Here is a 24,694-nt window from a genome sequence, read left to right as displayed (position 1 = left end):
TATACTCTATTAAGGCTTGAAATAATCAAATCGCAAATGGTTCTCAAGAATAATTTGATGTTCTTTATAATCTGAATTTTTTAAACTTATCACTATCACAAAATAAATTTGTTTGCTTTTCTCATCAAGTTCCATTTTAAGCGGCAACTCTACACGCGCAAAATAAGGCATTGTATTTGCCCATAAAATAAAATCTTCAATACTCTGTGTAGTAGGTGCATAACCGATAACTTGGTATCTTGTATCAAGAATATCTTGTTCGCGCGTGGTATTGAGCTTTTTTACTTCTACTTCTGTGAAATAATCTTGCAATAAAGCTTGTAATTTTGCTTCATCGCCTTGATTATGAAGGCTTAAGAGCATCTTATAATGTTGGATAGAGAGTGTTTTAAGTTGCGCTTCTATAGCTTGATAATCTTTATTGATTTGGTTAAAAGCAATTTTTGATTTTTTACTCTCAAGAGCTTGTTTTTTATATTCATTAATTTGAGGCAAAAGAATCTTGCTTACACAAAAAACACAAATGGCTGCAAATACCAAAAACCACACAAAGTTTTTAAGCGCAAATTCTAAACGAAAATCGCTATTCATCACTTTGCTCCTTTTTGTCATTTTTAAGAGGTTTAAGTGTAGGATTCGCCTTGCTCACAGCAACAAAATTAAACCACCCGCTTACAAGAGGATAAAATTCTACTCTTACCTGCGTAAAAATTGCACGCAAAGGAGCTTCTAAAAGAAATTTATAGACTTCCTTTGAAGGTGTTAAACCTTTCATTATAAGAGAATTATAATTTAACTCTATACTTTTAGCTGTGATTTGGTCTGGAATGAGTTTAAGAAGATTTGATAACCCATCTTTAAGCATTTTATTTTGTGTTTGTATATTCTCACCCATTGTTATTTCATAATCTAGTCGCTCTATATAGTCCTTAATTACAATAGTTTTAAGCTTGATGTTTTGAATATTTTCCTCAATATGAGTTTGTTCATTGATTTTAGCAATAATTTGCTTTTCCAATACCTTTGCAAAACCACAAATACATACCACAGCCAATATACTATATACAAACCAAATTTTTGTATAACGTTTAAAAATACTCTTAGGTTTAGGGCGTATGAAACTATAAGCCATATTTTAACCCCTATTATCTTTAAGCTCGGCTTTAGCAAGATCAATAAGAGCATCGGGAATATGAATTGAGCGCACTTCCACTTCAATCATAAGCGTATTACGGATATGGGCAACTGCTTGTTCTGTCATACCATAAGTATCCAAAAGCACGATAGTTTCTATAAATTGTGTGCTATTATAGATAGGATTGCTATAAAACTCATTAATAGAATTTTTGAGAATCTCTGTTGCATTTGAAGCTCGCGCTAAATCCCTTAATCCTTCCAAACGAGACATTTCAGCCTCTTGTTGTTTTTGAGAATCTATCTCTTGGGGCGTAAATTCCTTGCGAATAAGCTCTTCATCTAAATCTTCTAGTTCACCTATTTCTTTTAGCTCATCAATAGAACCAAGTATAGAATCCAAATCACTCATTTCTTTTGCTGAATGTATCTCAAGCATAGAAGCACCTTTATCTTCATTGTTCTCCAACTCACCACCAACCATAAAAAACCCGCCAAAATACACACCTTTTTTATCTGCTACAAAAAGTGTAATGCTTGCTCGCTCTTGTAATACATACAAGCGCACTTTTTCGGTAAGTCGCCCCTTAATACTCTCATATACAAGCACAAATGGAGAAAAAAGATAATCCAATCCCAAAGCACGAATAAACTTTACGCGATTTTCATCAACAGCCAGCTGTTGGATATAAAAAAGCCAATGATTAGGCATTTCAATAATATGTGAAGTCTTGGCATTAACGCCAAATTTAATCAACTCACCCTTTTTAGAACAATTTGCCAAACCCTGATTATAAGTCTTACTCATTGCGCTCAAATAGGTAAAAGGATATTTTCGTTTATAATCAGCAATCAACTTTGCTGCCTCCATAGGCAGTTCTTTATTTACAATTTTAAATTCCTTACTTACACTGCTTTTAACGTGTCCATTCTTAAGCACAACAATTTTGAGCGAACAAACTTTGGCGTCGAGATTCACGCCGATTAAAACCGTAGAAAAAAAAGGACGAAGCAAAAACTTTAACAACTTACACACCCTCACATATTTACAATTTTTATCAATTTTAGCAAAACTTTGGTGAAGTTTGAATCAATTATAAGCATTTAGAGTTCCTTTTCTAAATGTAAGCGCACTAAATTTTTTGCATCTTGTAAATTCATATTTTTATCAATGACAAAACCATCAAGCATATGATAATCAACCCGCGAAAATGGTTTAGGAATACGAAATTTATCCCAAGTTTTTAACTCCCAATAACGACTATACACTACGCGTATAGGGACAATATACCGCTCAGTTTTTTGACTCATCACCACTATGCCATCAGATATGGAATGATAAGGTCCTTTTGGTCCATCAGGAGACATTCCTATGTCGCACCCTCCTTTAAGCAACTTCAAGGCTTCCATTAATACACGCAAACCACCTTTTGAAGACGAACCGCGTAAAGTTTTTAAACCAAAAAGTGCAATAACACGCACCATAAGTTCAGCATCAAAATGATGAGATTGCACGATATAAAAACCCTTATCACGCTCTTTACTTACAACCTTTTGGAATCTCTTATATAAAAAAGGCAACATAAGAAGTTCTCCGTGCCAAAATGCACCAATAAAATTGTGCTCTTTTGCGTGCTCATTGATGTGAAATCTATGTCGTGTAAGAGCATATAAAATACGCAATGCAGCATACATAATGGGTGGAGCGATTTTAATAAGTATCTGACGTTTTCTCTCACGACTTAGCATAAGGCACCTTCTTGAATGTATATAGGATTTTGAAAATATTCCTTAGAAGCAAGTGCTTCGCTAAGACTTAGTTCATTTATAAATCTCCCCATAAGCCCACCACCTTCATTGTGTGTTATCTCTACTTTTACGATAGAACCAATCTCACATTTTTTATCTAAAATTTTAATCAGCTTATTGCTACTACTACGCCCCTCACTCCAACACTGCCCCTCACCATTGTAGTGATTTTCAATAAGCACATTATGAATGCGTCCAATTTCAAGTTGTGCTTTTTTGCTAAGAATCTCTTTATGAAGATTTTGCAATCGTGCTAAACGCTCTTTTGCCACTTCAGGAGACACAAGCATACTTTTGTCATATTCAAACGCACTTGTATGCGGACGAGGCGAATATACAAAACTATAAAGCGTATCAAACTCTACAAGAGAAAGTACTTCCATCGTGTCTTCAAAGTCTTGCTCGGATTCGGTAGGAAATCCCACAATAATATCTGTGCCAATGCCAACATTAGGGACAAGGGACTTAAGTTTAGCAATTCTGTTAAGATACCATTGCTTATCATAACCTCTTCTCATCATTTTGAGAATCTGGCTTGAACCACTTTGTAATGGAATATGTATGCCTTTGGCAATTACAGGATTACTTGCAAATTCCTCTAAAAATTCATCGTCCATATGCAATGGGTGTGGAGAAGTAAAACGGATTCTGTATAAACCATCAATCTCGCTCAAAGCGCGTAAAAGCTGCGTAAAATTTGTTTTTGGGTGAGAGTGTGAAAATCTCACGCCATAATTATTAACATTTTGCCCTAATAAAAGTAATTCTTTCGCACCACTTGCCACACATTTTTTTGCTTCAGATATAAGCAAATCTTTAGGAACTGAAATCTCTTTACCACGCGTAAAGGGCACAATGCAATAACTACATTTTTTATCACAACCTATGGAGATGTTAAGATGCGCTTTGATACCCATACCTTGTGAAGAGGCAAACACATAAGTGCTATCATCATAATCAATATCTACCTCAACGGCTTTGGGACGCTCAAGCACTTGCGTTATTTTTGATACATTTCTTGCACCTAATACAAAATCTACACTTGGAGCTTTTTTGATAATTTCCTCACCCAAATGACTGGCTGTGCAACCACAAACACCGATTTTTGCCCCTGCTTTTTTTTCTTTGGCAAATGCTCCAATTTCAGAAAAAAGCTTTTTTTCTGGTTTTTCGCGCACAGAGCAAGTATTAATAAGAATCAAATCTGCTTGTTTAATATCATTTGTAAGAGTATAATGTTTTTTATCGCGTAATTCGGCAATCATATGCGCAGAATCGCGCTCATTCATTGCACAACCCAATGTTTGTATAAAAAGTTTCATTGTCTCAAGTGTATAGATTCTATGATTTTAGATAATATGAAGTTCATAGATATAACTTGCTTCATCAAGACCATAGCGCACTTCATTGAGATATGTATTATAGCCTGCTTTTTGGAAAGAAGCACATACTTTTTGCATTTCCTTATGCGAATTTTCTTTATCAAAATAGAAAATATGTTCTCCTTGTGCGCATTTTTTGAGCATATCTTCATAACTTATTTTTGCTACATTGACTTTATTTTTAGCATTCGCTTGAGAGAGCGTGCTTTTAGCAAGTTTAAGTTCCATAATCTCTCCTTAATTTAAAGTATAGAATCTCGCATTATAGCCAAAAAAGGCATATTTGTGAAACTTTAAGCAAAATTTTATTATAATCTATAATTCTTCATTAAGCCATATAGCCTACAAATCCGCAAGCTATGAAGGCATAGTCCCACAATATAGACCTAAGGAGATGGATTTTATGGAAAAGATTTTAGATATTATTGATTTAATTGCTTATGATAAAGGCTTAGAATCGCAAGCTGTGTTAGAAATTGTCAAAGAAGGCTTAATTAAAATTGCTCAAGAAGAGATTAATCCACATTATGATTATTTTGTTGAGCAAGATGCTAAAGAGCGCACACTCAAGCTTTTTTATCGTATGAAAGTATGTGCAGATGAGCAAGATTTAAGCGAGGAGAATCTAGGGACATTCCTCCCTCTTTCTCAAGCAAAAGGACTTGGTGATGTAAGCATAGGTGATGAAGTAGATTGCGAATTGCAATTAGATGCTATGAGTAGAGGGGCTATTAATAAGCTTTTTTTAAATCTTGAATACAATTTGCAACGTTCCATTGAAAATCAAATCTTGCAAAACTTCCGCGCAATGGTGGGTAAAATCGTTAATGGGCAAGTTGTGGGCATAGATGATAGCGGCAATACCTTTATAGAAATTGAAAGTATCCGCGCAATATTGCCACAAAAAAATCGCATTAAGGGCGAAAATTTCAAAGTTGGTGATTGTGTGCGAGCAATTTTAAAATTTGTAGGCATTAATCGTAATGGATTGCAAGTGGAACTTTCCCGCACAACGCCGAAATTTTTAGAAGAACTCCTCGCAATGGAAGTGCCAGAGATAAAAGATAATGAAGTGATTATCCACAAAAGTGCGAGAATACCCGGTGATAGGGCAAAAGTTGCTGTATATTCAAATAGTGCACGTATTGACCCCATTGGGTGCTGCGTAGGCGTTAAAGGTGTAAGAATCAATGCTGTAAGCAAAGAATTAGCAAATGAAAATATTGACTGCGTGGAGTATCATAGCACACTTGAAATTTTTGTCGCTAAGGCTTTGACCCCCGCACAAGTAGTCAGTGTTAAGATTGAAGAGGCACAAGAGGGAGAGCGAAAAAAAGCAATCGTGCAAATAAAAAGTGAGCAAAAAAGTAAAGCTATTGGTAAAAATGGTGTAAATATACGTCTTGCAAGTATGTTATGTGAATGCGATATTGAACTCCAAGAAATTACAGAATCTAAGCCACTTGAAAATGAAAATACCCCAGCTGAAAAAACAGGTATAGACGCGCTTAGCTCCCTCTTTAAGTCTTAATTTAGATGTTGCGCGATACACTCTTGTATTTTTGTCTCCTCTTTTGCCTGTTGCTCACATAAAAGCTTAAGCACTTCACGATAATAATTTCCAGAAAATATTTCTACCTGCAATGGTATTAATCCTTCATTATTGCGCACTGAAGAATCCCCTCCGAGTGCCAAAAGTTGAGCGATGAGATAAGGGTTGCCTTTTTGTGTCAATATATGCAAGGGCGTATCACCATTTTTATTTTTCGCATTCACATCTGCACCAAAATCTTTAAGAATATGAAATACACTTATATTGTCTGCGTAGGTTGCATTATATGCAATATGGTGCATTAGCGTATTACCATTTTCATCTTTAGCATTTAAATCAATATCTTCCCCCTTATCCTTTAAGATGAGAGGCAATAATTCATAGGATACTCTTTCAAATCCTTTATCAGCAGTATTATCTAGTGCAATTTTTCGCACAAGTGTATAAAACTGCTCTGAAGTAATATCCTCTCGGATTGGTTTGTATAAACGCATAAAGATTCTTTGATTTTGTGCCTTATTTGGAAAACTCTTTAAAAAGTAACTCAAAAATTCTTGCACATCTTCAAATGCTACCTTTGCCCCTTTATCAAGGAGATATTGCAAACTCAATTCATTAGAAAATGTCATTCTTAAAGAACTTTGCTCTTGGCGAACATCCTCATAAAAATAACTTCTCATGCCCTCATCATCCATTGGCTCAAATCTTTCCCATGTATAATAAACAAGTGGCTTATTTGCCTCTGTTTGATTTGTAATAAGCACTGACAAAGCATTATAACAACCATAGTTTAAGCTTAGATATGTCATAAAATCCCACGCATTATTAAAATATGATATACCCATATTATTAAAATCATCAAGTTCTCCTAGAGTGTCTGGGTAAAATCTATCATAAGGAAATATAGCGAGAGAAAGCACTCTGAGAGCAAGGAGTTCTCTCACACAAAGGCGAGCCTTATTAGAAGGGAGATTCTGACAACTTTGTAAAGTTTTAAGCCAATCGCGTTGCATTGATAAAAGCATATTTTTAAGCTCTTTTTGCCCTATTGCTTGGAGTTGTGAATTACTTTCAACAAGTGTGGGGATATAATCTTTGACATATTTATAACGTTGTGCCATAAGTGCATCAAGCATAGCAAGCTCTTTGTCTTTGCAAATCATTTGTTCTATGGCATTGTGAGCTTTTGTGCAATCAAAACTTGGTGCTTTTATCGGCTCTATATCATCTTTAAGCGTTAAGTCATCATTGAGTGCATTATCAAAGCACACTTCATCACAATTTGCAAAAACTGCCAACGGGTGCTTTCTAAGCTCATCTTTTGCATTTACCCCCAAAGGCAAAATCCACAAAAAGACAAAAATATACCAAACCCTCATTAATCTATCTCCTCCATAAAATATAGCAAGATTATAAACTATGAAATTTAATGTTAAAATAAAGAATCTTTCCCATTTTAAGTGTTTCTAATGGAGTTTATTTTATAATTTCACTTACTTTTAATAAAATGAATATTACATTCAAAGGGCATACTTATGAGCTTTACACATCTTCATCTTCATACCGAATACTCCTTACTTGATGGCGCAAATAAAATTAAATTCCTAGCTAAACGCATTCGTGAATTAGGTATGGAATCTGTTGCGATTACTGACCACGGCAATATGTTTGGTGCGCTTGATTTTTATGTAAGTATGAAAGAAGAGGGGCTTAATCCCATTATCGGTATGGAAGCCTATCTGCATAATGGCGATACACTCGGTGATAAAACAATCAAGCAGCGATTCCATCTCTGCCTCTTTGCCAAAAATGAAATAGGTTATAAGAATCTAATGTATCTCTCCTCACAATCTTTTATTGAGGGATTTTATTACTATCCTCGTATTAACAAAGCTTTACTAAGAGAGAGGAGCGAAGGGCTTGTTTGCTCTTCAGCCTGCCTACAAGGCGAGATAAATTGGCAACTTAATACCAGCAATCAACGCAATGTGCGATTTGGAGCAAAAGGTTATGAAGTAGCCAAAGAAGTAGCATTAGAATACAAAGATATTTTTGGTGAAGATTTTTACCTTGAGCTTATGCGACACGGCATTAACGACCAACTTTTCATTGATGAGCAGATTCTAAAGCTTGGCAGAGAGCTTGATATTAAAGTGATTGCGACAAATGATACGCATTATTCTTTGCAAGAAGATGCAAGTGCGCAAGAAGTAGCAATGTGTGTGGCAATGGGTAAAACATTTAACGACAAAGATAGACTAAAACATTCAGTTAAAGAATTTTATGTTAAATCCCCGCAGGAGATGCAAAAGCTCTTTTGTGATGTGCCTGAAGTGCTAGAAAATACGCAAGAAATTGCGCAAAAATGCCAACTTCATTTAGATTTGAAAAATATTGAGATTAAAAACAAACATACAGGTGAGATACTATTAAAAAATACTCCAGCAACCCCTCCTACTTTTAAACATACCACAAATTATGCGCTTAAAGAAAATTTGCCACAGATTCTTAATTGCTCTTTAGAATCTATTGATGATGCAGTGTATTTCGCCTTTAAATGTCGTCAAGGGCTAGAGGAGCGACTTAAACATATCCCCACAGAATCTCACCCTATATATAAAAAACGTCTAGAACACGAGATAGAAGTGATTAGTTCAATGAAATTTCCCGGCTATATGCTCATTGTGTGGGATTTTGTCAATTTTGCAAAACAAAATAATATCCCCGTGGGACCCGGACGTGGTTCAGCAGCAGGCAGTCTCGTAGCGTATTCACTTAAGATTACAAATATTGACCCGCTTAAATATGATTTACTTTTTGAACGATTTTTGAATCCCGAGCGGGTAAGTATGCCCGATATTGATATGGATTTTTGCCAACGCAGACGCGGCGAGATGATAGAATATGTAGCAAATACTTATGGCAAGTTTAATGTCGCACAAGTTATTACCTTTGGTTCGCTCCTTGCAAAAGGTGTGATACGAGATGTCGCACGTGTGCTTAATATGCCCTATAATGATGCTGATGCTTTTGCAAAACTTATCCCAGCAGAGCTTGGTATCACCCTTACAAAACACATAGGTAAAGATGGTAAAGAAAAAGATGGTGCGTGGGAAAAAGAGTCGAGGATTAAAGAACTTGTAGAGAAAAGTCCTTTAGCAAAACAAGTATGGGATTATGCCTTGTTGCTTGAAGGATTAAAACGCAATGCCGGCACACACGCTGCAGCTATTGTAATAGATTCCCAAGAAGAACTATGGCACAAAGTCCCTCTTTATACAAATGATAAAATGAATGGTGTCGCTACGCAGTATTCTATGAATTGGCTTGAGCCTGTGGATTTAATTAAATTTGACTTTTTAGGACTTAAAACGCTCACTGTAATTGATGATGCAATTAATCTTATTAAAAAGCGATACGAAAAAGAAATTGACTTTAGCACAATGGAAATGGACGATTACAAAGTCTATGAAACAATCCAAAGCGGAAATACGCTCGGACTATTCCAAATAGAATCTGAAGGTATGCAAGCAATAGCAAAAAGGCTCAAACCAAGCAATTTTGAAGATGTGGTGGCAATGATTTCCCTCTATCGTCCAGGACCTATGGATCTTATTGATGATTTTGTTGCGCGTAAGCACGGATTGGTAAAAATTGAGTATCTCATAGACGCCCTAGAGCCTATTTTAAAACCTACCTATGGTGTTATTGTCTATCAAGAGCAAGTTATGCAAATTGTGCAAACCATTGGTGGATTTTCTCTTGGCGGTGCAGATTTAGTCCGCCGTGCTATGGGGAAAAAGAAGCTTGATGAAATGTTAAGACTAAAAAAAGAATTTGCTGATGGAGCACAAAAGCAAGGCTATAATCGTGCTAAAGCGGAGGATTTATGGGAGATTATCGTAAAATTTGCTGGCTATGGATTCAATAAATCTCACGCCGCAGCCTATGGAATGATCACCTATCAAACTGCATATTTAAAAACTTATTATGAACACGAATTTATGGCAGCTATGCTCACAAGTGAGACAAATAAAATAGAATCTATAGCAAAATACATTGATGAGGTAAAATCTCTTGGTATTGAGATTGTCCCTCCACACGTGAATATTTCTGAAAACAATTTTGGTGTGGGTGAATTTGATGGAGTGAAAAAAATCATTTTTGGACTAAGCGCTATTAAAGGACTAGGCGATGCACCTATTGAAAATATCATAGAAGAGCGTGAAAAAAATGGTGCATACAAGAGTTTGGAAGATTTCGTCGCAAGGGTAGATTTCTCTAAACTTACAAAACGCTCTTTAGAGCCATTGATTAAATCTGGAGGATTAGATAATCTAGGCTACTCGCGTAAAAGTATGCTTGAATATATAGATATACTCTGTGATAAAGGGCGAGAAAAAAGTAAAGCACAAGAAATGATACATAATTCACTCTTTGGTGAAGATGAGGTAGAGATTAATATATACTTACCTATCACTCATAAAGGTGAATATGATATACGCACTTTGCTTGATTATGAGTATGAATGTATGGGAATCTATATATCAGGACATCCTCTTGATGACTTTAAAGACAAACTCAAAAATATCAAAGGTATAATCAAAAGTCTTGAATTAGAGAATCTAGAATTTAATTCTGTATGTATGCTTGTAGGCAAGGTTCTTTCAATCAAGCGAAGAATCAGCAAAAAAAGCAACAAACCTTTTGGGAGTATTGATTTTCTAGATTATGGTGGAAAAATTGAAATAATGGTGTTTGAAAAGCACCTTGAAGCACTTGAAGGATTCAATCTTGATGAGCCTTTGGCACTTAAATGCAAAATAGAAGAGAGAGAAGAAAGATTTAATGTGCGTATTTTAAAGATTCTTAATCTTGAAGAAGCTGCTAAAGAAAAAATAGAGCCCATAATAAAAAATATTGCACAAGAAGATGAAGATACAAAGATTATCCCACTTGATATGAAGCCTAGTGAGATTGATGTTTGCACACCCTTATGCGTGGTTATTGATGCGAGCTGCGTTGAAAATGGCATTTTAGATAAACTTAAGGCTTACTCAAAAGAGCTTAAGGGTGAACGTGAGTTACGAGTGCGTATTAAAAATGATACATTGGGCTATACTTTTATTAGTCACCTCAAAGTTCATTCGCAAATTAAAGAAGCATTTAAAGAATTAGAGTGGCAGGAATAAAAGTATTTGAGATAATAAGCTACAATATGATATTTTTTAATAAAGGAGTTTTTGTGAATCTTAAATATTTTTTCTTATCAGGTATGCTAGGAGCATTGGTAATAGGTTGTGGAAATGCACAAGATATACAAAGAGATATTATGGCTAAATGGACACTCAATACATTAAGTGATGGACATAAAGAGATTAATGTAGGGCTAAGTGAGCATAACGCATTTATCCACTTTGAATCTGATAAAGGCTTTTATGGTAATGCTGGATGCAACAATTTTTTTGGCAATTACCAAATTCAAGCAAATACCCTTATAGTTGGTGGTGCAGGTATGACACGTATGATGTGCGCACCAGAGAGTATGGAAGTTGAAGATGCGCTTATGCGGATTCTTAGTGATGGCAATACCTCTGCTTATATTTCAGGCAATAATCTTATTTTGCAAAAAGGAAATATCAAGGCGGTATTCAGTAGATAGGTTTATTTTATTTTCTCTAAGCTATAATGAAACAAAGCAAAAGGAGGAAATATGCAATCTAACACGTTAACGCCTGATTTTACAGGATTTATTACTGAAGCACAATCACATTTCAAACATAGAATCTACACAGATTATTTGCGGAGATTTGCCTATGGCACAGACGCTTCTTGTTACCGTTATGTCCCACGAGTGATAGTTTGGGCATTTGATGAAAGTGAGATTGTAAAACTTTTTGCTTTGAGCAGAAAATACAATACTCCGCTTACATTTCGCGCAGCGGGAACAAGTTTGAGTGGGCAAGCGTGTAGTGATAGTGTGCTTGTACTTGCAAATGCGAGATGGCAAAATATATCCATACAAGATAATGCTTCAAGTATTGTATGTGATTGTGGCGTAATAGGAAGCGAAGCAAATGAAGCATTAAAGCCATTTGGCAAAAAAATAGGACCAGATCCAGCGACTATTAATAATGCTATGATTGGCGGTATCTTTTCAAATAACTCAAGCGGTATGTGCTGTGGCGTCAAACAAAATAGCTATAATACGATTAAATCTGTGCGGGTAATCCTTCACGATGGCTTTGTGCTAGATACAAGTGCAAGAGCAAATGAAAATGAAAATATACAATCATTTTTAACTCATCATAAAGACAAAGCTAGTGCGCTTTTAGCATTACGTGATGAGATTTTAAAATCTGATGAACTCCCTAAACTTATCCGCCGCAAATTTGCTATCAAAAATACAACAGGTTATAGCATCAACACTTTGCTTGATTTTAGTGATATAAAAGATATTTTAAATCATATTTTTATTGGTGCAGAAGGAACACTAGGCTTTGTTTCTCAAGTAGAATATGAGTGTGTAGATGATTATACTTTTAAAGCGTGTGCTTTACTTTTTTATGAAAATCTCAAACTTGCAGCAAAGGCGGTGCGCATTCTTGCAGAAAATGAAGATATTGTCTCTGCTGCAGAACTAATGGATTATGCATGTTTAAAATCAGCACAACATTTAGGTGATATAGACAAGCGAATCTTAAATGTAAAACAAGGACAATGTGCGCTCCTTGTGCAATTAGAAGATTCTACCCTCAAAGATTTAGAATCTAAAATAAACACGATTTCACAAGCCCTCAAAGTAGCACCTAGTTTGTTTGGCGAAAACTTTAGCACAGATGAAAAACAAATGGCATCGTGGTGGAAGATTCGCAAAGGACTTTTACCACTCTCTGCGTCTTTGCGTCCTAGTGGAAGTATTGTTATTACAGAAGATATTTGTTTTGAAATTGAATCTTTCGCACAAGGCATTGAAGAAATTACACGACTCTTTGCCGAATTTAATTTTGAGGGTATCATTTTTGGACACGCTCTTTCGGGCAATGTGCATTTTATCATCACGCCAAATTTGAATGATAAAGATGAAAGTGCTCGTTTTGGTGCATTTATGGAAGCTATGGTGGATTCTGTCCTTTCACTTGGAGGAAGTACAAAGGCAGAGCACGGCACAGGACGTATGATTGCACCATTTGTAGAGAGAGAATGGGGCAAAAGCGCCTATGCTATCAATCAAAAAATCAAATCAATCTTTGACCCACATAATCTCATTAATCCCGATGTAATCATCACAAATGATGCCCGTATTCACTTAAAAAATCTCAAACACTCAAGTGAGGTGGAGGATTTTATCAATCAATGTATGGAATGTGGATTTTGTGAAAAAGTATGTCCAAGCAAAGAGCTTACATTCACTCCTAGACAACGTATTGCCGTGCGTAAAGAAATAAAAAGGCTTGAAAATCTACAATCCAAAAGCTTAGAAGAGGAGAAATGGCTTAAAGAACTTAAAGAGGGCTATGTTTATTTTGGCATAGATACTTGTGCTATTTGCTCTATGTGCGCAACACTTTGCCCACTAGAAATTGATAGCGCAAAAATTGCTCTCACGCTTAAACCAACTCTCACTTCTAATATTGCACAATTTATTGCTTCAAACTTGGGCAAACATTTTGGTAGCACCCTCGCACTTGCTAAAGGAGGGTTGAAGTTTGTGAATATGAGTTCTCATTTTTTTGGTGCAAATACAATAAGTAAATGGAGCAAAACCACAAAAAATCTCTTAAGAACACCTTATATTCCTACAAGTATGCCACGCGCTAATGAAAAAGTCTATTTTGGAGATTCTATATCAAAAATAGAAAGTGATAAAAAAGTAATATATTTTAGCACCTGCATAAATCGTGTTCTTGCTCCCTCGATTAAAGCATTAGATAAACGTCCTTTGCAAGAAGTCTTTGAATCTTTATGTAAAAAAGCGGGCATAAACATCATTTATCCACATAATATTACAAATCTCTGCTGTGGTAAGGCATTTAAAGATTATCCAAAAACTTCAGAACAAAAGGCACAAGAGCTTTATGAGGCTTTGAAGACGATGAAAGGAAGTGAAGAGACAATAGATATTGTATGCGACCATAGTGCGTGCAGTTATGAGCTTATACAAACAATCAAACATAAGCAAGATTTACAAAATATAAGCGGCATCAAAGTTTTTGATATGCCGGAATACATTGCAAAAGTGGTTTTAGAAAGATTGCGTATTACACCTTTAAATGAGGATATTGCACTCTATGCGATGTGTGCCACTAAAAAAGGTGGGTGGGATAATACACTTGATATTATTGCAAAAGCTTGCACGAATGGAAATATCATTAAACACACCAAAACTCAATGCTGTGGTTTCGCTGGAAATAAAGGCTTTATATGTCCAGAACTTAATGAAAGCGCATTGAGAGAGTTAAGCGAATTTTATGTCCAAAAAAAGCAAGTGGATAAACACTTAAGACGAGGATTTGCGAGCTCTAGCACTTGTGAAATTGGTTTAAATGATAAAACAAATATTATATGGCAGAATTTACTTTATCTTGTTGATGAAGTCAGTGAATCTCTATAAACAATCAAGTTTTATTTTGGTTTGCATAAAGCAAATACAGCCATAATAAAAAGGAGTAATGCTACAACCAAAAAAAGATGAACGATTCCATATCTATGCACAATAGGCTGGGAAAATAATGGCGAGACAAACTGCCCAAAACACGCGGTAGCACTTAAGATTCCAATTGCTTTTGCTATGTGTCCTTTAGGCACTTTACTAAGCAATAAAGATGAATTATTCACAATCATTGCGCCTCCACCAGTGCCCACAAGAAGTAATCCCAATACAACCGCATAAATATTGTGCAATATGAAAATAAGGGCAAATCCGCTCCCCATAAACAAAAATCCAACAACATAAATATCTTTTACGGATAAAAATTGCCGAATTCTTGGATAAAAAAGAGATGATACACCATACGCAAAAGCTGAAGCTGAGATACAAAAGCCAACTATGATTTCACTTTTACCTAAATTTTCTACAATAAAATGTGGAATCTGCGTAGGTGAAGTATAATAGGCAACCATAATAATAAAACCAAAAAAATAACAGGGCAAAATTGATGTGATATGGAAATCTTTATGCGTTTCTTCTAAGATTCTCTTAATCTTACTTGTGCGAGGTTCAAAAAGTGTGCTCGCAACGAATATACTCAAAAAGATACCAAGCCCATATACGAAAAAAGGATAATGCCAATCAAAATGTGCCAAAATACCGCCAATACACATAAAAATTGCACTGCTACACGCTGTTGCAAAACCTTGTATACCCAAAGCCTTTGAACGCTCTTCCCCCACATAATAATCTGCCACTAATGTGCTTGCAGTTGTCATAACAAATGCTGTTGCAATACCAAAAAGTGCACGAGAAAAAAGAATCCAATAGATATTTTCCCATACAGCCCCAAGCATACCACTTATACTCCATAGAATCATAGAACTAATAAGGAACTTTAAACGTCCAAACTTATCAATAAGAATTCCACCTAATGGTGAAAATAACATAATAAAAAGTGCAGGAAGTGTCAAAATAAGCTTTGAAAGCGTTTGTATATGTGGAATATCTGCAAAATGCTTCTCAATAGCAGGTATCGAAGTGGCAATAATCATACTTCCAAACACGGTCATAGAGGTGCTAGAAAAGAGTGCAAACATAAAGCGTGGACGATGAGTTAAAATATAGATTTTTTCTTCAAAACGATTTTTAGGTATTTCTTGCATAATCTCTCCACAAATAACATTTTATTTACTAATATCTATAACTTTTTGAATAAACATATTTTAGCCAAATAAAGAAAATTATTAAGGCACAAGAAGCACATAGCGCTTGGTAATACGCAAAGTATTACTACTAGATGGATGTAAGATGCTACCGTGTATATCAAGCAAAAGCGTGTGAGAATCCAAACTTGTAAGTGCTGTGCGAAAATGATAATCTTGAGGAAAAGAAAATTCTTGTGTGCGACAAGTGGGTATATCTTTCTCTTTGAGGCAGAGGATAACCATATCTTTGAGGCTTCGTGCATAGAGATAAAGTTGAGTTTTGGCGTGAATATGAGCGTGAGTGTGTGAACGATGGTAAGATTGACGAAGATAAAATGTGCAAACAATCCCTACGGAGACGATGATTAATATAGCATATATCATATAGAATCCTTTACGTTTATAAGCAATCTTGGATACCTTTTGTGATGATTGTTTAGACTTTTTCACAACATATTCTCTACAATTTCATCAAGCCACACACCCCCGCTTTCACAATGCTCTTTTAATGATGTCGCAACACAAAGATGTAATTCAATAAAAATGCCTTGAGAAAAAGATAGTGGTTTAATACTAAAAGAAAGCACATCAAAAGCAAGAGGTGCTTTATCAAGCCACAATATATTATCTCGCAGTTCAATAGAGTGCGATTGTATTGGCAAGGCAAGATAAGGGGTATGCTGTGGTGCTTTATCAAGCACAAGAGTTTGTGTGTGAATGCGTGTAATAGTATAGGGAGTGAATATTTCTTTAGGCTGTGTAACAAGATAGAGTTGCTGCTGGAGCTGCCATCCTCTCAAGGTTGTAAAGTATAAAGAAGTATCGTGATGAGATTGTATATTTATAGACACTAGAGGCAGGAGCGTATCTCCTTGCATAGGTGATGGAGCATTTTTGTATCCACCCCCAAGAAGAGATTGCTCATCAATGGCTGCAAACATAAGAGATGAACTTGCTACGCTAAGTGGCACTCCGCCATCTCCAATGAGAGATTCTATAATCGCATATTGTAGTAGATTCTCAATTTTTGCGAGGATTATATGCGCATTTGGGTCATTCAAACTACGAGTATAGGTGAGATTTTTGCTCATATGCAATAGCATAGAACTGCATATTATACCAATCACGCCCAAAATAACAATGCTCACTACTACCTCAAAAAGCGAAAAAGCCCGTTGTGTAGAACGAAAATAATGCAATATTTTGTGCATCAGTGAATAGCTTTGGGCATATAAAATCTTAAAAATTCAAAATTATCAGGAATGCTATAACTATGTTCTAAAAGTTCATAGGTAAGCAGTGGTGTAGAATGCGTATTCAAAGTCACTGATGTTGTCTTAGGTGAAAGAAAAAGCTGCTTGTAAGCAGAATATGTAGAAACTTTGGGAGTTGGTGCAAGCGTATATAAAAACCCAAATGCAAGGATTAGAGCAGTTGCACAAATACAAATACCCATAACTGCATCAAGCAACATAAAAGCTTGATGTGAATTGTAGAGTTGCTTACTCATTTTATTGCTTTAGTGTTGTGTGTCTTTAATAAAGACTTGACATTCAAAATATGCTTTTTGTGTTGGTGTAACATATTTTTCTATTCTACTATAAGATATTTCAAGCACAAATTTCCACCGCCCCAAAGGAAGATTGTTAAGAATCTCACTTTCCCAAAGCGCATCATTATGAGTTCTATCAAGATTTAAAGGTCTTAGCTCGCCTAAATCTTGAATCTTATTTGCTTCGTGCATAGAATCTAAAAAAAGTTGTATTTTATCAATTTTATAATCATCTGGAAGAATCTTGCGCTGAAGGTCTATATGTAGCTTTACCTCATTGGGAGAGATAATGCTTGTTGGTATCTTGGCTTTTATATCAGGACGATTAGCTGGGGTATAATATGGAAAAACAAAGCTGTTATTAGCACATATTCCTTTTTCATCACTTAGCCAAATCTTATAATCATAAATGTTGTGAAAGAGGGTTTGTTCTTTAATTATTTCATTAATATTCTCATCTACAATACGCTTTTTTGCAAAATAGGTATTTTCATCTTGGATAGGGTTTTTCATTGCAATAGTAATAGATACACTTACCATAAATACACCAAAAAGCAGCACACCTATAATAGCGTGGGGCCAATAATTCTTTTCTTTCATTTTTACTCCTTAATGACTATTTCTTGCGTGTGAGATAAATAATGCCAATGATGCCAAACATAATGAGGAGCATAGCATACATACTAAATCGCACAAACTCTCTTCCTCCGCTTTCATCAACAGGCATATTATTTTCAAGCTTTACACTAAAATGTGCTGCAATCATATCTGCAGCTTCAGAATAACCATTAAGCATAATCGCGGAAATAAGCTGTGGTGTAAGGGCTTCATCTTTCTCTTTTGGCAATAATGGCACCATATATTCATAATAAACTTTATCTTCATCAAAATATTCTTTAGGCGTAGAACTTAGAATATCCATTTTTTTATCCTCTCTCATAAAGACAAGAACCGCGTAAGGTTGGGGCAAATCCTTTGTTAAATTTTTTTTATATCTATCACGATAGAGCTTTTTCATATCTTGCTCTACAAAATTATCGCCACCAATCACGCTATGTTTTAGATTCTCTGGGATTTTATCAACAACTGCGATATATAAAGAAAAACCAGTTTTTGAAAAAATCTCATTTGAAAGTGTATCAATAAAGCCAACACTTTTAGGTATGAGGAGGGAATCAGAATTATCAAGGACATAATTTTTAAAAGAATAATCCTCAATTTTTTCATTTGCATCAAGTGTAAAGGCAACCAAGAGACTAATACATATTAGCCTCCCTAGTAGCAAGAGCATTTATTAAACCAAATGCAAAAAGAAATCAGGAATAAAAGGAATGACGATTGTCATAACAATAGTGACGACAAGTAATGTCCCAAGAAGCTTCTCAATAAGTGTAAGTTTCATATCTGCCTCCTATTCTGCACTTATGCGATGTTGCGCATTTTCAATGTCAATTTGCTTAATTGCATCTACTTGTTCAATCTTGTAATAATCTGTTGCCACAGATTTCTGCGTAAGAATAGCGCAAGTGCCCAAACCTGCAACAATGCTAAGCAAAAGCACTACAGCGATAATAAACCCTGTTAAACCATTAAGTCCAAATAAACCATTCATTACAATCTCCTTTATTCAGCTTCAGATGATTCTAAAGAGCGAATATATACATTAAGCGCCTCTTTTTGGCTTGGCGCAAAATTAGCATATTCAAACGAAGGCATAACACCAATTATACCTTTTTTGCCTTTTGCAAGCACTTCTGCTAAAAAGTGCGATGTGCCATATTGGCTAAGATCAGGTGCAAATCCATCTACACCACCTCCATTACCCTTGCCTTCATCTCCGTGACAAGCTGCACAATGTATTGCAAAAAGCTCTTTGCCTTTACTTACCTCAAGCGGATATTTGGTGCTTTTCGTATTTGAAATATCTTGCATAACATAAGCTGCTATTGCTTTTGCTTCGCTATCGCTTACTGCTACAGGCACCATTTCGCCAGCCATATAATCTAAGCCTTTACTTCCTTCTTTAATAACTTTAATAATGCCCTCTTCTTTACCCCATTTTGTAAGGTTTTCTGCCTTACCATTCATACCTTCTGCTGTGATGCCGTGGCATTGAGAACATTGCACTAAAAAAATACTTTGTCCCATACTACCAAGTTCCTCTCCACTTAAATTTTCCCAAGTAGAAGCATATTTTTGATTATAACTTTGGACTTCTTGGTTATATTCTCCAATCTGCGAATAAGCATTAAGTGGATATCCTAAAAAGATATACCAAAAACCCCAAATAAGCACACCTAAAAAGCAGGCAGCCCAACCAACAGGAAGATTATTCGTCTGCTCACCAATACCATCCCAGCTCTCACTTGTCAATTCTCCTTCAGCTTTGCCATCTTTAATCTTTTTAAGATATACCCCTATTATAAAAATAGTAAGTATTAAGATAACAAAAGCACCTAACAAACCTAGTGTTGTTATATTATCTGACCAATTCATCTAGTTCCCCTTTCATTTTTTATTCGTGGTTCAATGGGCTCATCATCAAGATTATCATTAAGAGCAAGATTAGCATATTTTTCATAATCCTTTACACCTTTGGCTTGTGAAGAATATAAATGATAAACATATCCATATAAAAATACTACAAGTAAAAGCGTAACTGCAAGATAAATCTCTTTCTGATAAGCGACAATAAACTCCAAAAATGTAGCATTATTTATCATTGTGCTGCCTGTGATACTTGTGTAGCTGCACGACGTGATTGCCCAAGACTATTCATATAAGCAATAAGTGCCACAATTTGTTTTACTTCTCCTTGTTCAAAGGCATCTTTGACATCTTGACTTATCATTTCATCAACAACCACTTTAGCTTCTTGCATAAAAATTTCTTTTGCTTTAGAAAGTGTAGCCAGGTCATTTTTATCATAAGATTGCGCACCAATTTGCACTCCACCTTCTATATCATAAGGCACACCAAAAACGACTTTTTGTGTATAAGCTTCTGCAAAAGCAGTCTCAAAATCAGCATTTTTTGCATAAAGATGCTCATAAGCTGGCATAATTGAGCCAGGTACACGCGATTTTGGGTCTCTCATATGCCCATCGTGCCAATCTGCTGCTTTACGGCTATCACCTACTCTATGCAAATCAGGACCTGTGCGCTTTGAACCCCACAAGAATGGTCTATCATAGGCATATTCACCACTTAGGCTATAAGCACCATATCGGTCTGTTTCAGCCTTAAATGGACGAATAAGCTGTGAATGGCAATTATAACAACCCTCTGCAATATATACTTGTCTTCCTGCAGTTTCAAGTAAAGAATAAGGCTTTAAGCCCTCAATAGGTTGAGCCTTTTTTGCAAAACCAGGCAAAACTTCTACTAACCCTGCAATAGAAAATACCAATAAAAATGCAACCGTGAAAAAGAATGGATTTCTCTCTAAAAAACTAAACATATTCTCATTCCTCCTTTACGCCGCCATCGGAGTAGCATTTTGGGGTTCTTTTTCAAGCACCCTGCCTGATGAAATTGTCATAAGAATATTATAAATAAACATTATAAAACCTGCCAAATACATCAAACCACCAATTGCACGGATAAGATAATAAGGGAAAAGTGAAACAACTGTATGGATAAAACTATATGTAAGGTTTCCATTATCATCAACATCTCTCCACATCATACCCTGTGTAATACCTGCAATCCACATACTTGAAAAGTAAAGGATAATCCCTGTCGTCATAATCCAGAATTGTGCGTCCATAAGTTTTTTAGAATAAAGCTCACGCTTAAATATGCGAGGCACCATATGGAAGCACGCTGCGATAATCATAAATCCTACCCAACCAAGTGCCGCATCATGAACATGTCCAATAATCCAATCTGTAAAGTGAGCCAAGCCATTGACTGAACGAATAGACTGAATTGGTCCTTCTAGCGTAGTAAGCATATACCAAGTTGAAGCAAGGATGAGGAATTTTATCATTGGAGATTCTTTAATTTGATGCCATTGCCCACGCATTGTTAAAAGCATATTAATAGCTGTCCCCCACGAAGGCAAAATCAAAATAACTGAAAACACAGAACCAAGTGTCTGAATCCAATCAGGTGTGGTTGAGTAAATTAAGTGATGTCCACCTGCCCAAATATAGATAAACATAAGTCCCCAGAATGAGAACAAAGTAAGTTTATATGAGAAGATAGGTTGCCCAGATTCTTTAGGTAAAAAGTAATAGATTAACCCAATAATACCTGAAGTAAAGACGAATGCAACGGCATTATGCCCCCACCACCATTGCACCATCGCATCATTTGTTCCTGCATAAAATGAAATTGAATGTAAGATACTTCCTACACCTGCGATAAAATAAGTTGGAACTGCAAGATTATTAAAGATATAAAGAGCAGAAATTCCTACAAAAGTAGCAATGAAATACCACAATGAAATATAAATTGTCTGCTCACGTCTTACACCCATACTTCCAAAAAGGCTTACACCCCATAATACCCACACAACAACTACAAGAATATCAAGAGGCCAAATAAGTTCAGAATATTCTTTTGATTGTGTTAATCCAGCAAAAAGTGTAATTACTGCAAGAGCCATCAGCACAATATAAATCCAAAAATGTGCTAAACCAACTGCACGTAAAAAGCAGTGCTCTTTGTATGTAATCTTAAGCACTCTTTGTCCTAAGTAATACCACGAAGCCCAAATTCCGCTCAATGTAAAACCATAAATAATACCATTGGTATGAAGTGGTCGAAGCCTACCAAAAGTTCCATATTCTGAAGCTAGATAGTTTAAATCTGGGAATGCCATTTGAAATGCAATAACTACCCCGATGAGTAGTCCTACAAATCCAAAAGCCATCGCAGAGAAAACAAATAACTTAGCAATTGAGTAATCATACTCGAGTGTATTTGTCTGCATTGCAGTCTCCTTGTCCTTTGAAAGTTATTAAAATACAAATTTGATTATAGTGCCTTTGAAGTTATAGCTGCCTTAAAAAGTTAATAAAAAAACAACAAAGCTTTTCTAAAGGGTAAAAAAGTTGTCTATTTTTGCTAAAAAATGAGTGAAAAGATGTTGGTTTCCTTGCTCATTTACCAAATAATCAGCATCTGCATATGCACTTTTACATAACATTTCCCAAGCGCAAAATTCCGCCCACAGCAAGAACCGAAGCTTTGAGGGCACACGATGGGATGCACAAAATATTTTAAATTTTTTTGACATAGGGCTTTGTGTTACTATTTTATACATACTCATAGAATCTTGTGCAATATAGATTCTATGAGTATTGCTTGTAATAATAAAATGAGCAATTTTGCAATTAAATCTGCTTTTGCTTATCTCATCTCTTTGAGCTGCGCTAAGCACATATCCACATTGTTTGGCTACCTTATCGCAAAAAAGCAAAAGTAAATTTTCATCATCTTGCACCTTTGATTTATGAATACTAAAAATTATACAGCATATTTTATGGGTGTGCATTGGAACACTAATATTATGTATTTGTCTTAGAATCTGCATCTTCAAAGATTCTAGCTCTAAAGTATCTGCATAGAGCATATTTTCAAGGCTTTGCCTATCACGTTGGAGATAGGATAAACTGCGTGCAATGCCTGCGCTAAACTCATTCACTAATTTATCGCAAAATTCATATCTAAAATAATTTCGCCTAAATGTCTTATCTTGATTGCTACTATCTTCAAAATACTTTATTCCACGCTCCTTACAGAATCTATACAATTCATTTTTAGGTATAGATTCTAAAGGGCGCACGATTGTATAATTATTTAGAGATTTATCATAGTTATATCGTTCGTCTGCAAAACCTAGCAAATTCCCAAGTCCTGCACCTTTTGTAAGCTGCATAAGTAACCATTCTAAGCGATCATTAAGTTGATGAGCTAGCAAAAGATGTGTGTAGTGGTGTTTAATAATTAAAGACTGAAAAAAATCAAAGCGAAAAGAGCGTGCATTGCTTTCAAAATTTGCATTAAAATGTGGTGCGTGTGCCACAAAACAAAGCTTATTATAAGTAGCGGCAAGCTCTTTAGCATAAGCAACTTCATCATCAGCTTGTAAGCGCGTATGATAATGCACAATGGCAATATCAAAGGGAATCTCACACTCAAGTAAGAGAAAAAAAAGTGCCGTAGAATCTACACCACTAGAGAAACCAAGCAAATTACGTGTTTGTTTAATTGAGGCAAAAGAGGGGGCAAGAATATCTCCAAGATTCGTTGCAAATAAAGTATCAGAAGTATTATATGTCAGCTTATAAGCATCTTTTTTAGCCACACTTTACCTTTGTTTATGAATTAATGTAATAATAACACAATCCAAAACAAGAAATTAAGAACTATGTGAATTTGTATGTGGGCTTATTTTAGAATGTGGATTGCCAATACTACCAACTTGCTTTATCTCGCCATTTGGTAAAATATCATATGCCTGTCCAAAACCCTTTACAAATCGTCCAAATCCTAATTGCAACTCTATAAGATGAAAATCACTCATTTGGCGAATCGTTTTAATACCCCCTGCCCCACCCATTGCAGATTCTAAACTATTAAGTGCTTTCTCAAATTCCTCACTATTTCGTTCTATAAAACGCGCATTTGCACGATATTTTAAACGTTTGCGCAAAATCACAGATTTTGCCTTGCATTCATCTTCTAAAAACATTACTTCAATTTTAGAAGGATTAGCGGTAATGCTATGGAAATGCTCAGCAACTTCGCTAATATAAATATAAGCCCTATTTTCTATCTGCATAAGAGGTGCATAGGAACAAATTGCGTTGCCTTCTTTATCAATACTTGCAATCAAAATAGAACCAAATTCCTTTTTAAATTGAGCAATTTCATCACTTATCATACACATATCAGATGTTTTTGCCCCTTGACATAATGTAATAATTGCATCTTTAAGCGTGTGTTCATCTGCTTTTTTTGGAAACTCTACGCGCAAAGACATATTATCATTATAGATAATATCTAAGCCCTCAAAATCCACATTTACAAGGGAAACATTTTGTATTTTATTATTTTTTAAGGCACTCAAGTCGCCATACTTTTTACATAAAGCAATAAGTTCATTTTTGTGATGTTCATTCATATGTTCAATAATACGATGATTCATAAAATTCTCCTTTGAAGATTTGTATATAAATATTGCACAGAAGCTACCTGTTTTGCTTAAGGTAGCCTATTTATGCAATCAAACAACAAATAAGGAAGGAAAAGATGCTTCTAACCCGCCCAACCCTACCAAAATCACCCAGATTCTCTATATCTCTGATTTTTGTTAGAAAGCATATTTTAAAAACAAGTCTTATTTTAATATAAAAAATCTTAAATATAAATTAATAATTATTATTAATTTATAAA

Annotated in this window: 24 protein-coding genes; 4 read left to right on the top strand and 20 right to left on the bottom strand. The window is 35.4% G+C overall.

Annotation, left to right across the window (positions count from 1 at the left end):
- Window positions 1–9: 9 nt before the first annotated feature.
- The 6 genes from HH_RS06180 to HH_RS06155 all read right to left on the bottom strand — a co-directional run bounded on the left by HH_RS06180 (window position 10) and on the right by HH_RS06155 (window position 4,553).
- Window positions 10–591, bottom strand: coding sequence for a hypothetical protein (locus HH_RS06180; protein WP_011116118.1), 582 nt, complete (start codon window positions 589–591; stop codon window positions 10–12).
- The gene (locus HH_RS06175; RefSeq protein WP_011116117.1) at window positions 584–1,132 is read right to left on the bottom strand and encodes a hypothetical protein; all 549 of its coding nucleotides are present in this window, start codon (window positions 1,130–1,132) and stop codon (window positions 584–586) included. The genes HH_RS06180 and HH_RS06175 overlap by 8 nt, the downstream gene beginning before the upstream one ends.
- A gap of 3 nt (window positions 1,133–1,135) precedes the next feature.
- Window positions 1,136–2,170 (bottom strand): hypothetical protein, encoded by a 1,035-nt coding sequence (locus HH_RS06170; protein ID WP_226989479.1) that lies wholly within the window; start codon window positions 2,168–2,170, stop codon window positions 1,136–1,138.
- 68 nt (window positions 2,171–2,238) lie between these two features.
- The gene (locus HH_RS06165) at window positions 2,239–2,883 is read right to left on the bottom strand and encodes a lysophospholipid acyltransferase family protein (RefSeq protein ID WP_011116115.1); all 645 of its coding nucleotides are present in this window, start codon (window positions 2,881–2,883) and stop codon (window positions 2,239–2,241) included.
- Complete coding sequence (gene miaB, locus HH_RS06160; protein WP_041309105.1) at window positions 2,877–4,265, bottom strand: tRNA (N6-isopentenyl adenosine(37)-C2)-methylthiotransferase MiaB; 1,389 nt, start codon at window positions 4,263–4,265, stop codon at window positions 2,877–2,879. The genes HH_RS06165 and miaB overlap by 7 nt, the downstream gene beginning before the upstream one ends.
- 27 nt (window positions 4,266–4,292) lie before the next feature.
- Window positions 4,293–4,553 (bottom strand): HP0268 family nuclease, encoded by a 261-nt coding sequence (locus tag HH_RS06155; RefSeq protein ID WP_011116113.1) that lies wholly within the window; start codon window positions 4,551–4,553, stop codon window positions 4,293–4,295.
- A 175-nt stretch (window positions 4,554–4,728) separates the two neighbouring features.
- On the opposite strand from HH_RS06155, the gene nusA reads away from it, so the two are divergent.
- Window positions 4,729–5,856, top strand: coding sequence for a transcription termination factor NusA (gene nusA, locus HH_RS06150; RefSeq protein ID WP_011116112.1), 1,128 nt, complete (start codon window positions 4,729–4,731; stop codon window positions 5,854–5,856).
- Here nusA and HH_RS09220 read toward each other — a convergent pair.
- Window positions 5,853–7,256, bottom strand: a complete 1,404-nt coding sequence (locus tag HH_RS09220) for an ankyrin repeat domain-containing protein (protein WP_011116111.1) — start codon at window positions 7,254–7,256, stop codon at window positions 5,853–5,855. The two genes, nusA and HH_RS09220, sit on opposite strands and share 4 nt — an antisense overlap.
- Window positions 7,257–7,412: 156 nt before the next feature.
- Between HH_RS09220 and dnaE the strand changes: the two genes are divergently transcribed.
- Genes dnaE through HH_RS06130 form a run of 3 tightly spaced genes read left to right on the top strand, consistent with a single transcriptional unit; the run spans window position 7,413 to window position 14,491 of the window.
- Complete coding sequence (gene dnaE, locus HH_RS06140; RefSeq protein ID WP_011116110.1) at window positions 7,413–11,069, top strand: DNA polymerase III subunit alpha; 3,657 nt, start codon at window positions 7,413–7,415, stop codon at window positions 11,067–11,069.
- 53 nt (window positions 11,070–11,122) lie between these two features.
- Window positions 11,123–11,539: an META domain-containing protein gene (locus HH_RS06135; protein WP_011116109.1), complete on the top strand. Its 417-nt coding sequence runs from the start codon at window positions 11,123–11,125 to the stop codon at window positions 11,537–11,539.
- 51 nt (window positions 11,540–11,590) lie between these two features.
- Entirely contained in the window at window positions 11,591–14,491 is a 2,901-nt protein-coding gene (locus tag HH_RS06130) for an FAD-binding and (Fe-S)-binding domain-containing protein (protein WP_011116108.1), read from the top strand.
- 11 nt (window positions 14,492–14,502) lie between these two features.
- On the opposite strand, the gene HH_RS06125 is transcribed toward HH_RS06130, so the two are convergent.
- The 13 genes from HH_RS06125 to HH_RS06065 form a co-directional block, all read right to left on the bottom strand.
- On the bottom strand, window positions 14,503–15,693 hold the full coding sequence (locus HH_RS06125; protein WP_011116107.1) for an MFS transporter: 1,191 nt from the start codon (window positions 15,691–15,693) through the stop codon (window positions 14,503–14,505).
- A gap of 81 nt (window positions 15,694–15,774) precedes the next feature.
- On the bottom strand, window positions 15,775–16,119 hold the full coding sequence (locus tag HH_RS06120) for a hypothetical protein (protein ID WP_011116106.1): 345 nt from the start codon (window positions 16,117–16,119) through the stop codon (window positions 15,775–15,777).
- Between the two features lie 62 nt (window positions 16,120–16,181).
- The gene (locus HH_RS06115; RefSeq protein WP_011116105.1) at window positions 16,182–16,946 is read right to left on the bottom strand and encodes a prepilin-type N-terminal cleavage/methylation domain-containing protein; all 765 of its coding nucleotides are present in this window, start codon (window positions 16,944–16,946) and stop codon (window positions 16,182–16,184) included.
- Window positions 16,946–17,245, bottom strand: a complete 300-nt coding sequence (locus HH_RS06110) for a hypothetical protein (RefSeq protein WP_011116104.1) — start codon at window positions 17,243–17,245, stop codon at window positions 16,946–16,948. The genes HH_RS06115 and HH_RS06110 overlap by 1 nt, the downstream gene beginning before the upstream one ends.
- A 9-nt stretch (window positions 17,246–17,254) precedes the next feature.
- Complete coding sequence (locus HH_RS06105) at window positions 17,255–17,887, bottom strand: hypothetical protein (protein WP_011116103.1); 633 nt, start codon at window positions 17,885–17,887, stop codon at window positions 17,255–17,257.
- Between the two features lie 16 nt (window positions 17,888–17,903).
- Window positions 17,904–18,578, bottom strand: a complete 675-nt coding sequence (locus HH_RS06100; RefSeq protein ID WP_011116102.1) for a hypothetical protein — start codon at window positions 18,576–18,578, stop codon at window positions 17,904–17,906.
- 120 nt (window positions 18,579–18,698) lie between these two features.
- Window positions 18,699–18,899 carry a DUF4006 family protein gene (locus tag HH_RS06095; protein ID WP_011116100.1) on the bottom strand — a complete coding sequence of 67 codons (201 nt, stop codon included), beginning with the start codon at window positions 18,897–18,899 and terminating at the stop codon, window positions 18,699–18,701.
- An 11-nt stretch (window positions 18,900–18,910) separates the two neighbouring features.
- Entirely contained in the window at window positions 18,911–19,783 is an 873-nt protein-coding gene (locus HH_RS06090) for a c-type cytochrome (RefSeq protein ID WP_011116099.1), read from the bottom strand.
- Window positions 19,780–20,010, bottom strand: a complete 231-nt coding sequence (locus tag HH_RS06085) for a cytochrome c oxidase, cbb3-type, CcoQ subunit (RefSeq protein WP_011116098.1) — start codon at window positions 20,008–20,010, stop codon at window positions 19,780–19,782. Before HH_RS06085 ends, HH_RS06090 begins: the two co-directional genes overlap by 4 nt.
- A complete protein-coding gene (ccoO, locus tag HH_RS06080; protein WP_011116097.1) occupies window positions 20,007–20,747 on the bottom strand; it encodes a cytochrome-c oxidase, cbb3-type subunit II in 741 nt (246 codons plus the stop codon). The genes HH_RS06085 and ccoO overlap by 4 nt, the downstream gene beginning before the upstream one ends.
- 15 nt (window positions 20,748–20,762) lie before the next feature.
- A complete protein-coding gene (ccoN, locus tag HH_RS06075) occupies window positions 20,763–22,226 on the bottom strand; it encodes a cytochrome-c oxidase, cbb3-type subunit I (RefSeq protein WP_011116096.1) in 1,464 nt (487 codons plus the stop codon).
- A 105-nt stretch (window positions 22,227–22,331) separates the two neighbouring features.
- Window positions 22,332–23,603, bottom strand: a complete 1,272-nt coding sequence (gene tilS, locus HH_RS06070; RefSeq protein WP_011116095.1) for a tRNA lysidine(34) synthetase TilS — start codon at window positions 23,601–23,603, stop codon at window positions 22,332–22,334.
- A 54-nt stretch (window positions 23,604–23,657) separates the two neighbouring features.
- Window positions 23,658–24,446, bottom strand: coding sequence for a HugZ family heme oxygenase (locus HH_RS06065; protein ID WP_011116094.1), 789 nt, complete (start codon window positions 24,444–24,446; stop codon window positions 23,658–23,660).
- Between the last annotated feature and the right edge of the window lie 248 nt (window positions 24,447–24,694).

Origin of the sequence: Helicobacter hepaticus ATCC 51449, assembly GCF_000007905.1 — a bacterium.
Taxonomy (GTDB): domain Bacteria; phylum Campylobacterota; class Campylobacteria; order Campylobacterales; family Helicobacteraceae; genus Helicobacter_C; species Helicobacter_C hepaticus.
The sequence above is the reverse complement of the archived record's forward strand: the minus strand, read 5'-3'. Positions and strand labels throughout refer to the sequence as shown.

What these genes read in the sequence shown, in the direction of transcription:
- nusA (WP_011116112.1), top strand. Translation starts at nt 4,729, where the DNA reads ATGGAAAAGATTTTAGATATTATTGATTTAATTGCTTATGATAAAGGC.
- ccoO (WP_011116097.1), bottom strand. Translation starts at nt 20,747, where the DNA reads ATGTTTAGTTTTTTAGAGAGAAATCCATTCTTTTTCACGGTTGCATTT.
- HH_RS06100 (WP_011116102.1), bottom strand. Translation starts at nt 18,578, where the DNA reads ATGCTCTTGCTACTAGGGAGGCTAATATGTATTAGTCTCTTGGTTGCC.
- HH_RS06155 (WP_011116113.1), bottom strand. Translation starts at nt 4,553, where the DNA reads ATGGAACTTAAACTTGCTAAAAGCACGCTCTCTCAAGCGAATGCTAAA.
- miaB (WP_041309105.1), bottom strand. Translation starts at nt 4,265, where the DNA reads ATGAAACTTTTTATACAAACATTGGGTTGTGCAATGAATGAGCGCGAT.
- HH_RS06105 (WP_011116103.1), bottom strand. Translation starts at nt 17,887, where the DNA reads ATGAAAGAAAAGAATTATTGGCCCCACGCTATTATAGGTGTGCTGCTT.
- HH_RS06125 (WP_011116107.1), bottom strand. Translation starts at nt 15,693, where the DNA reads ATGCAAGAAATACCTAAAAATCGTTTTGAAGAAAAAATCTATATTTTA.
- dnaE (WP_011116110.1), top strand. Translation starts at nt 7,413, where the DNA reads ATGAGCTTTACACATCTTCATCTTCATACCGAATACTCCTTACTTGAT.
- HH_RS06085 (WP_011116098.1), bottom strand. Translation starts at nt 20,010, where the DNA reads ATGATAAATAATGCTACATTTTTGGAGTTTATTGTCGCTTATCAGAAA.
- ccoN (WP_011116096.1), bottom strand. Translation starts at nt 22,226, where the DNA reads ATGCAGACAAATACACTCGAGTATGATTACTCAATTGCTAAGTTATTT.
- HH_RS06180 (WP_011116118.1), bottom strand. Translation starts at nt 591, where the DNA reads ATGAATAGCGATTTTCGTTTAGAATTTGCGCTTAAAAACTTTGTGTGG.
- HH_RS06065 (WP_011116094.1), bottom strand. Translation starts at nt 24,446, where the DNA reads ATGAATCATCGTATTATTGAACATATGAATGAACATCACAAAAATGAA.
- HH_RS06120 (WP_011116106.1), bottom strand. Translation starts at nt 16,119, where the DNA reads ATGATATATGCTATATTAATCATCGTCTCCGTAGGGATTGTTTGCACA.
- HH_RS06175 (WP_011116117.1), bottom strand. Translation starts at nt 1,132, where the DNA reads ATGGCTTATAGTTTCATACGCCCTAAACCTAAGAGTATTTTTAAACGT.
- HH_RS06095 (WP_011116100.1), bottom strand. Translation starts at nt 18,899, where the DNA reads ATGAATGGTTTATTTGGACTTAATGGTTTAACAGGGTTTATTATCGCT.
- HH_RS06165 (WP_011116115.1), bottom strand. Translation starts at nt 2,883, where the DNA reads ATGCTAAGTCGTGAGAGAAAACGTCAGATACTTATTAAAATCGCTCCA.
- HH_RS06110 (WP_011116104.1), bottom strand. Translation starts at nt 17,245, where the DNA reads ATGAGTAAGCAACTCTACAATTCACATCAAGCTTTTATGTTGCTTGAT.
- HH_RS06115 (WP_011116105.1), bottom strand. Translation starts at nt 16,946, where the DNA reads ATGCACAAAATATTGCATTATTTTCGTTCTACACAACGGGCTTTTTCG.
- HH_RS09220 (WP_011116111.1), bottom strand. Translation starts at nt 7,256, where the DNA reads ATGAGGGTTTGGTATATTTTTGTCTTTTTGTGGATTTTGCCTTTGGGG.
- HH_RS06090 (WP_011116099.1), bottom strand. Translation starts at nt 19,783, where the DNA reads ATGAATTGGTCAGATAATATAACAACACTAGGTTTGTTAGGTGCTTTT.
- HH_RS06130 (WP_011116108.1), top strand. Translation starts at nt 11,591, where the DNA reads ATGCAATCTAACACGTTAACGCCTGATTTTACAGGATTTATTACTGAA.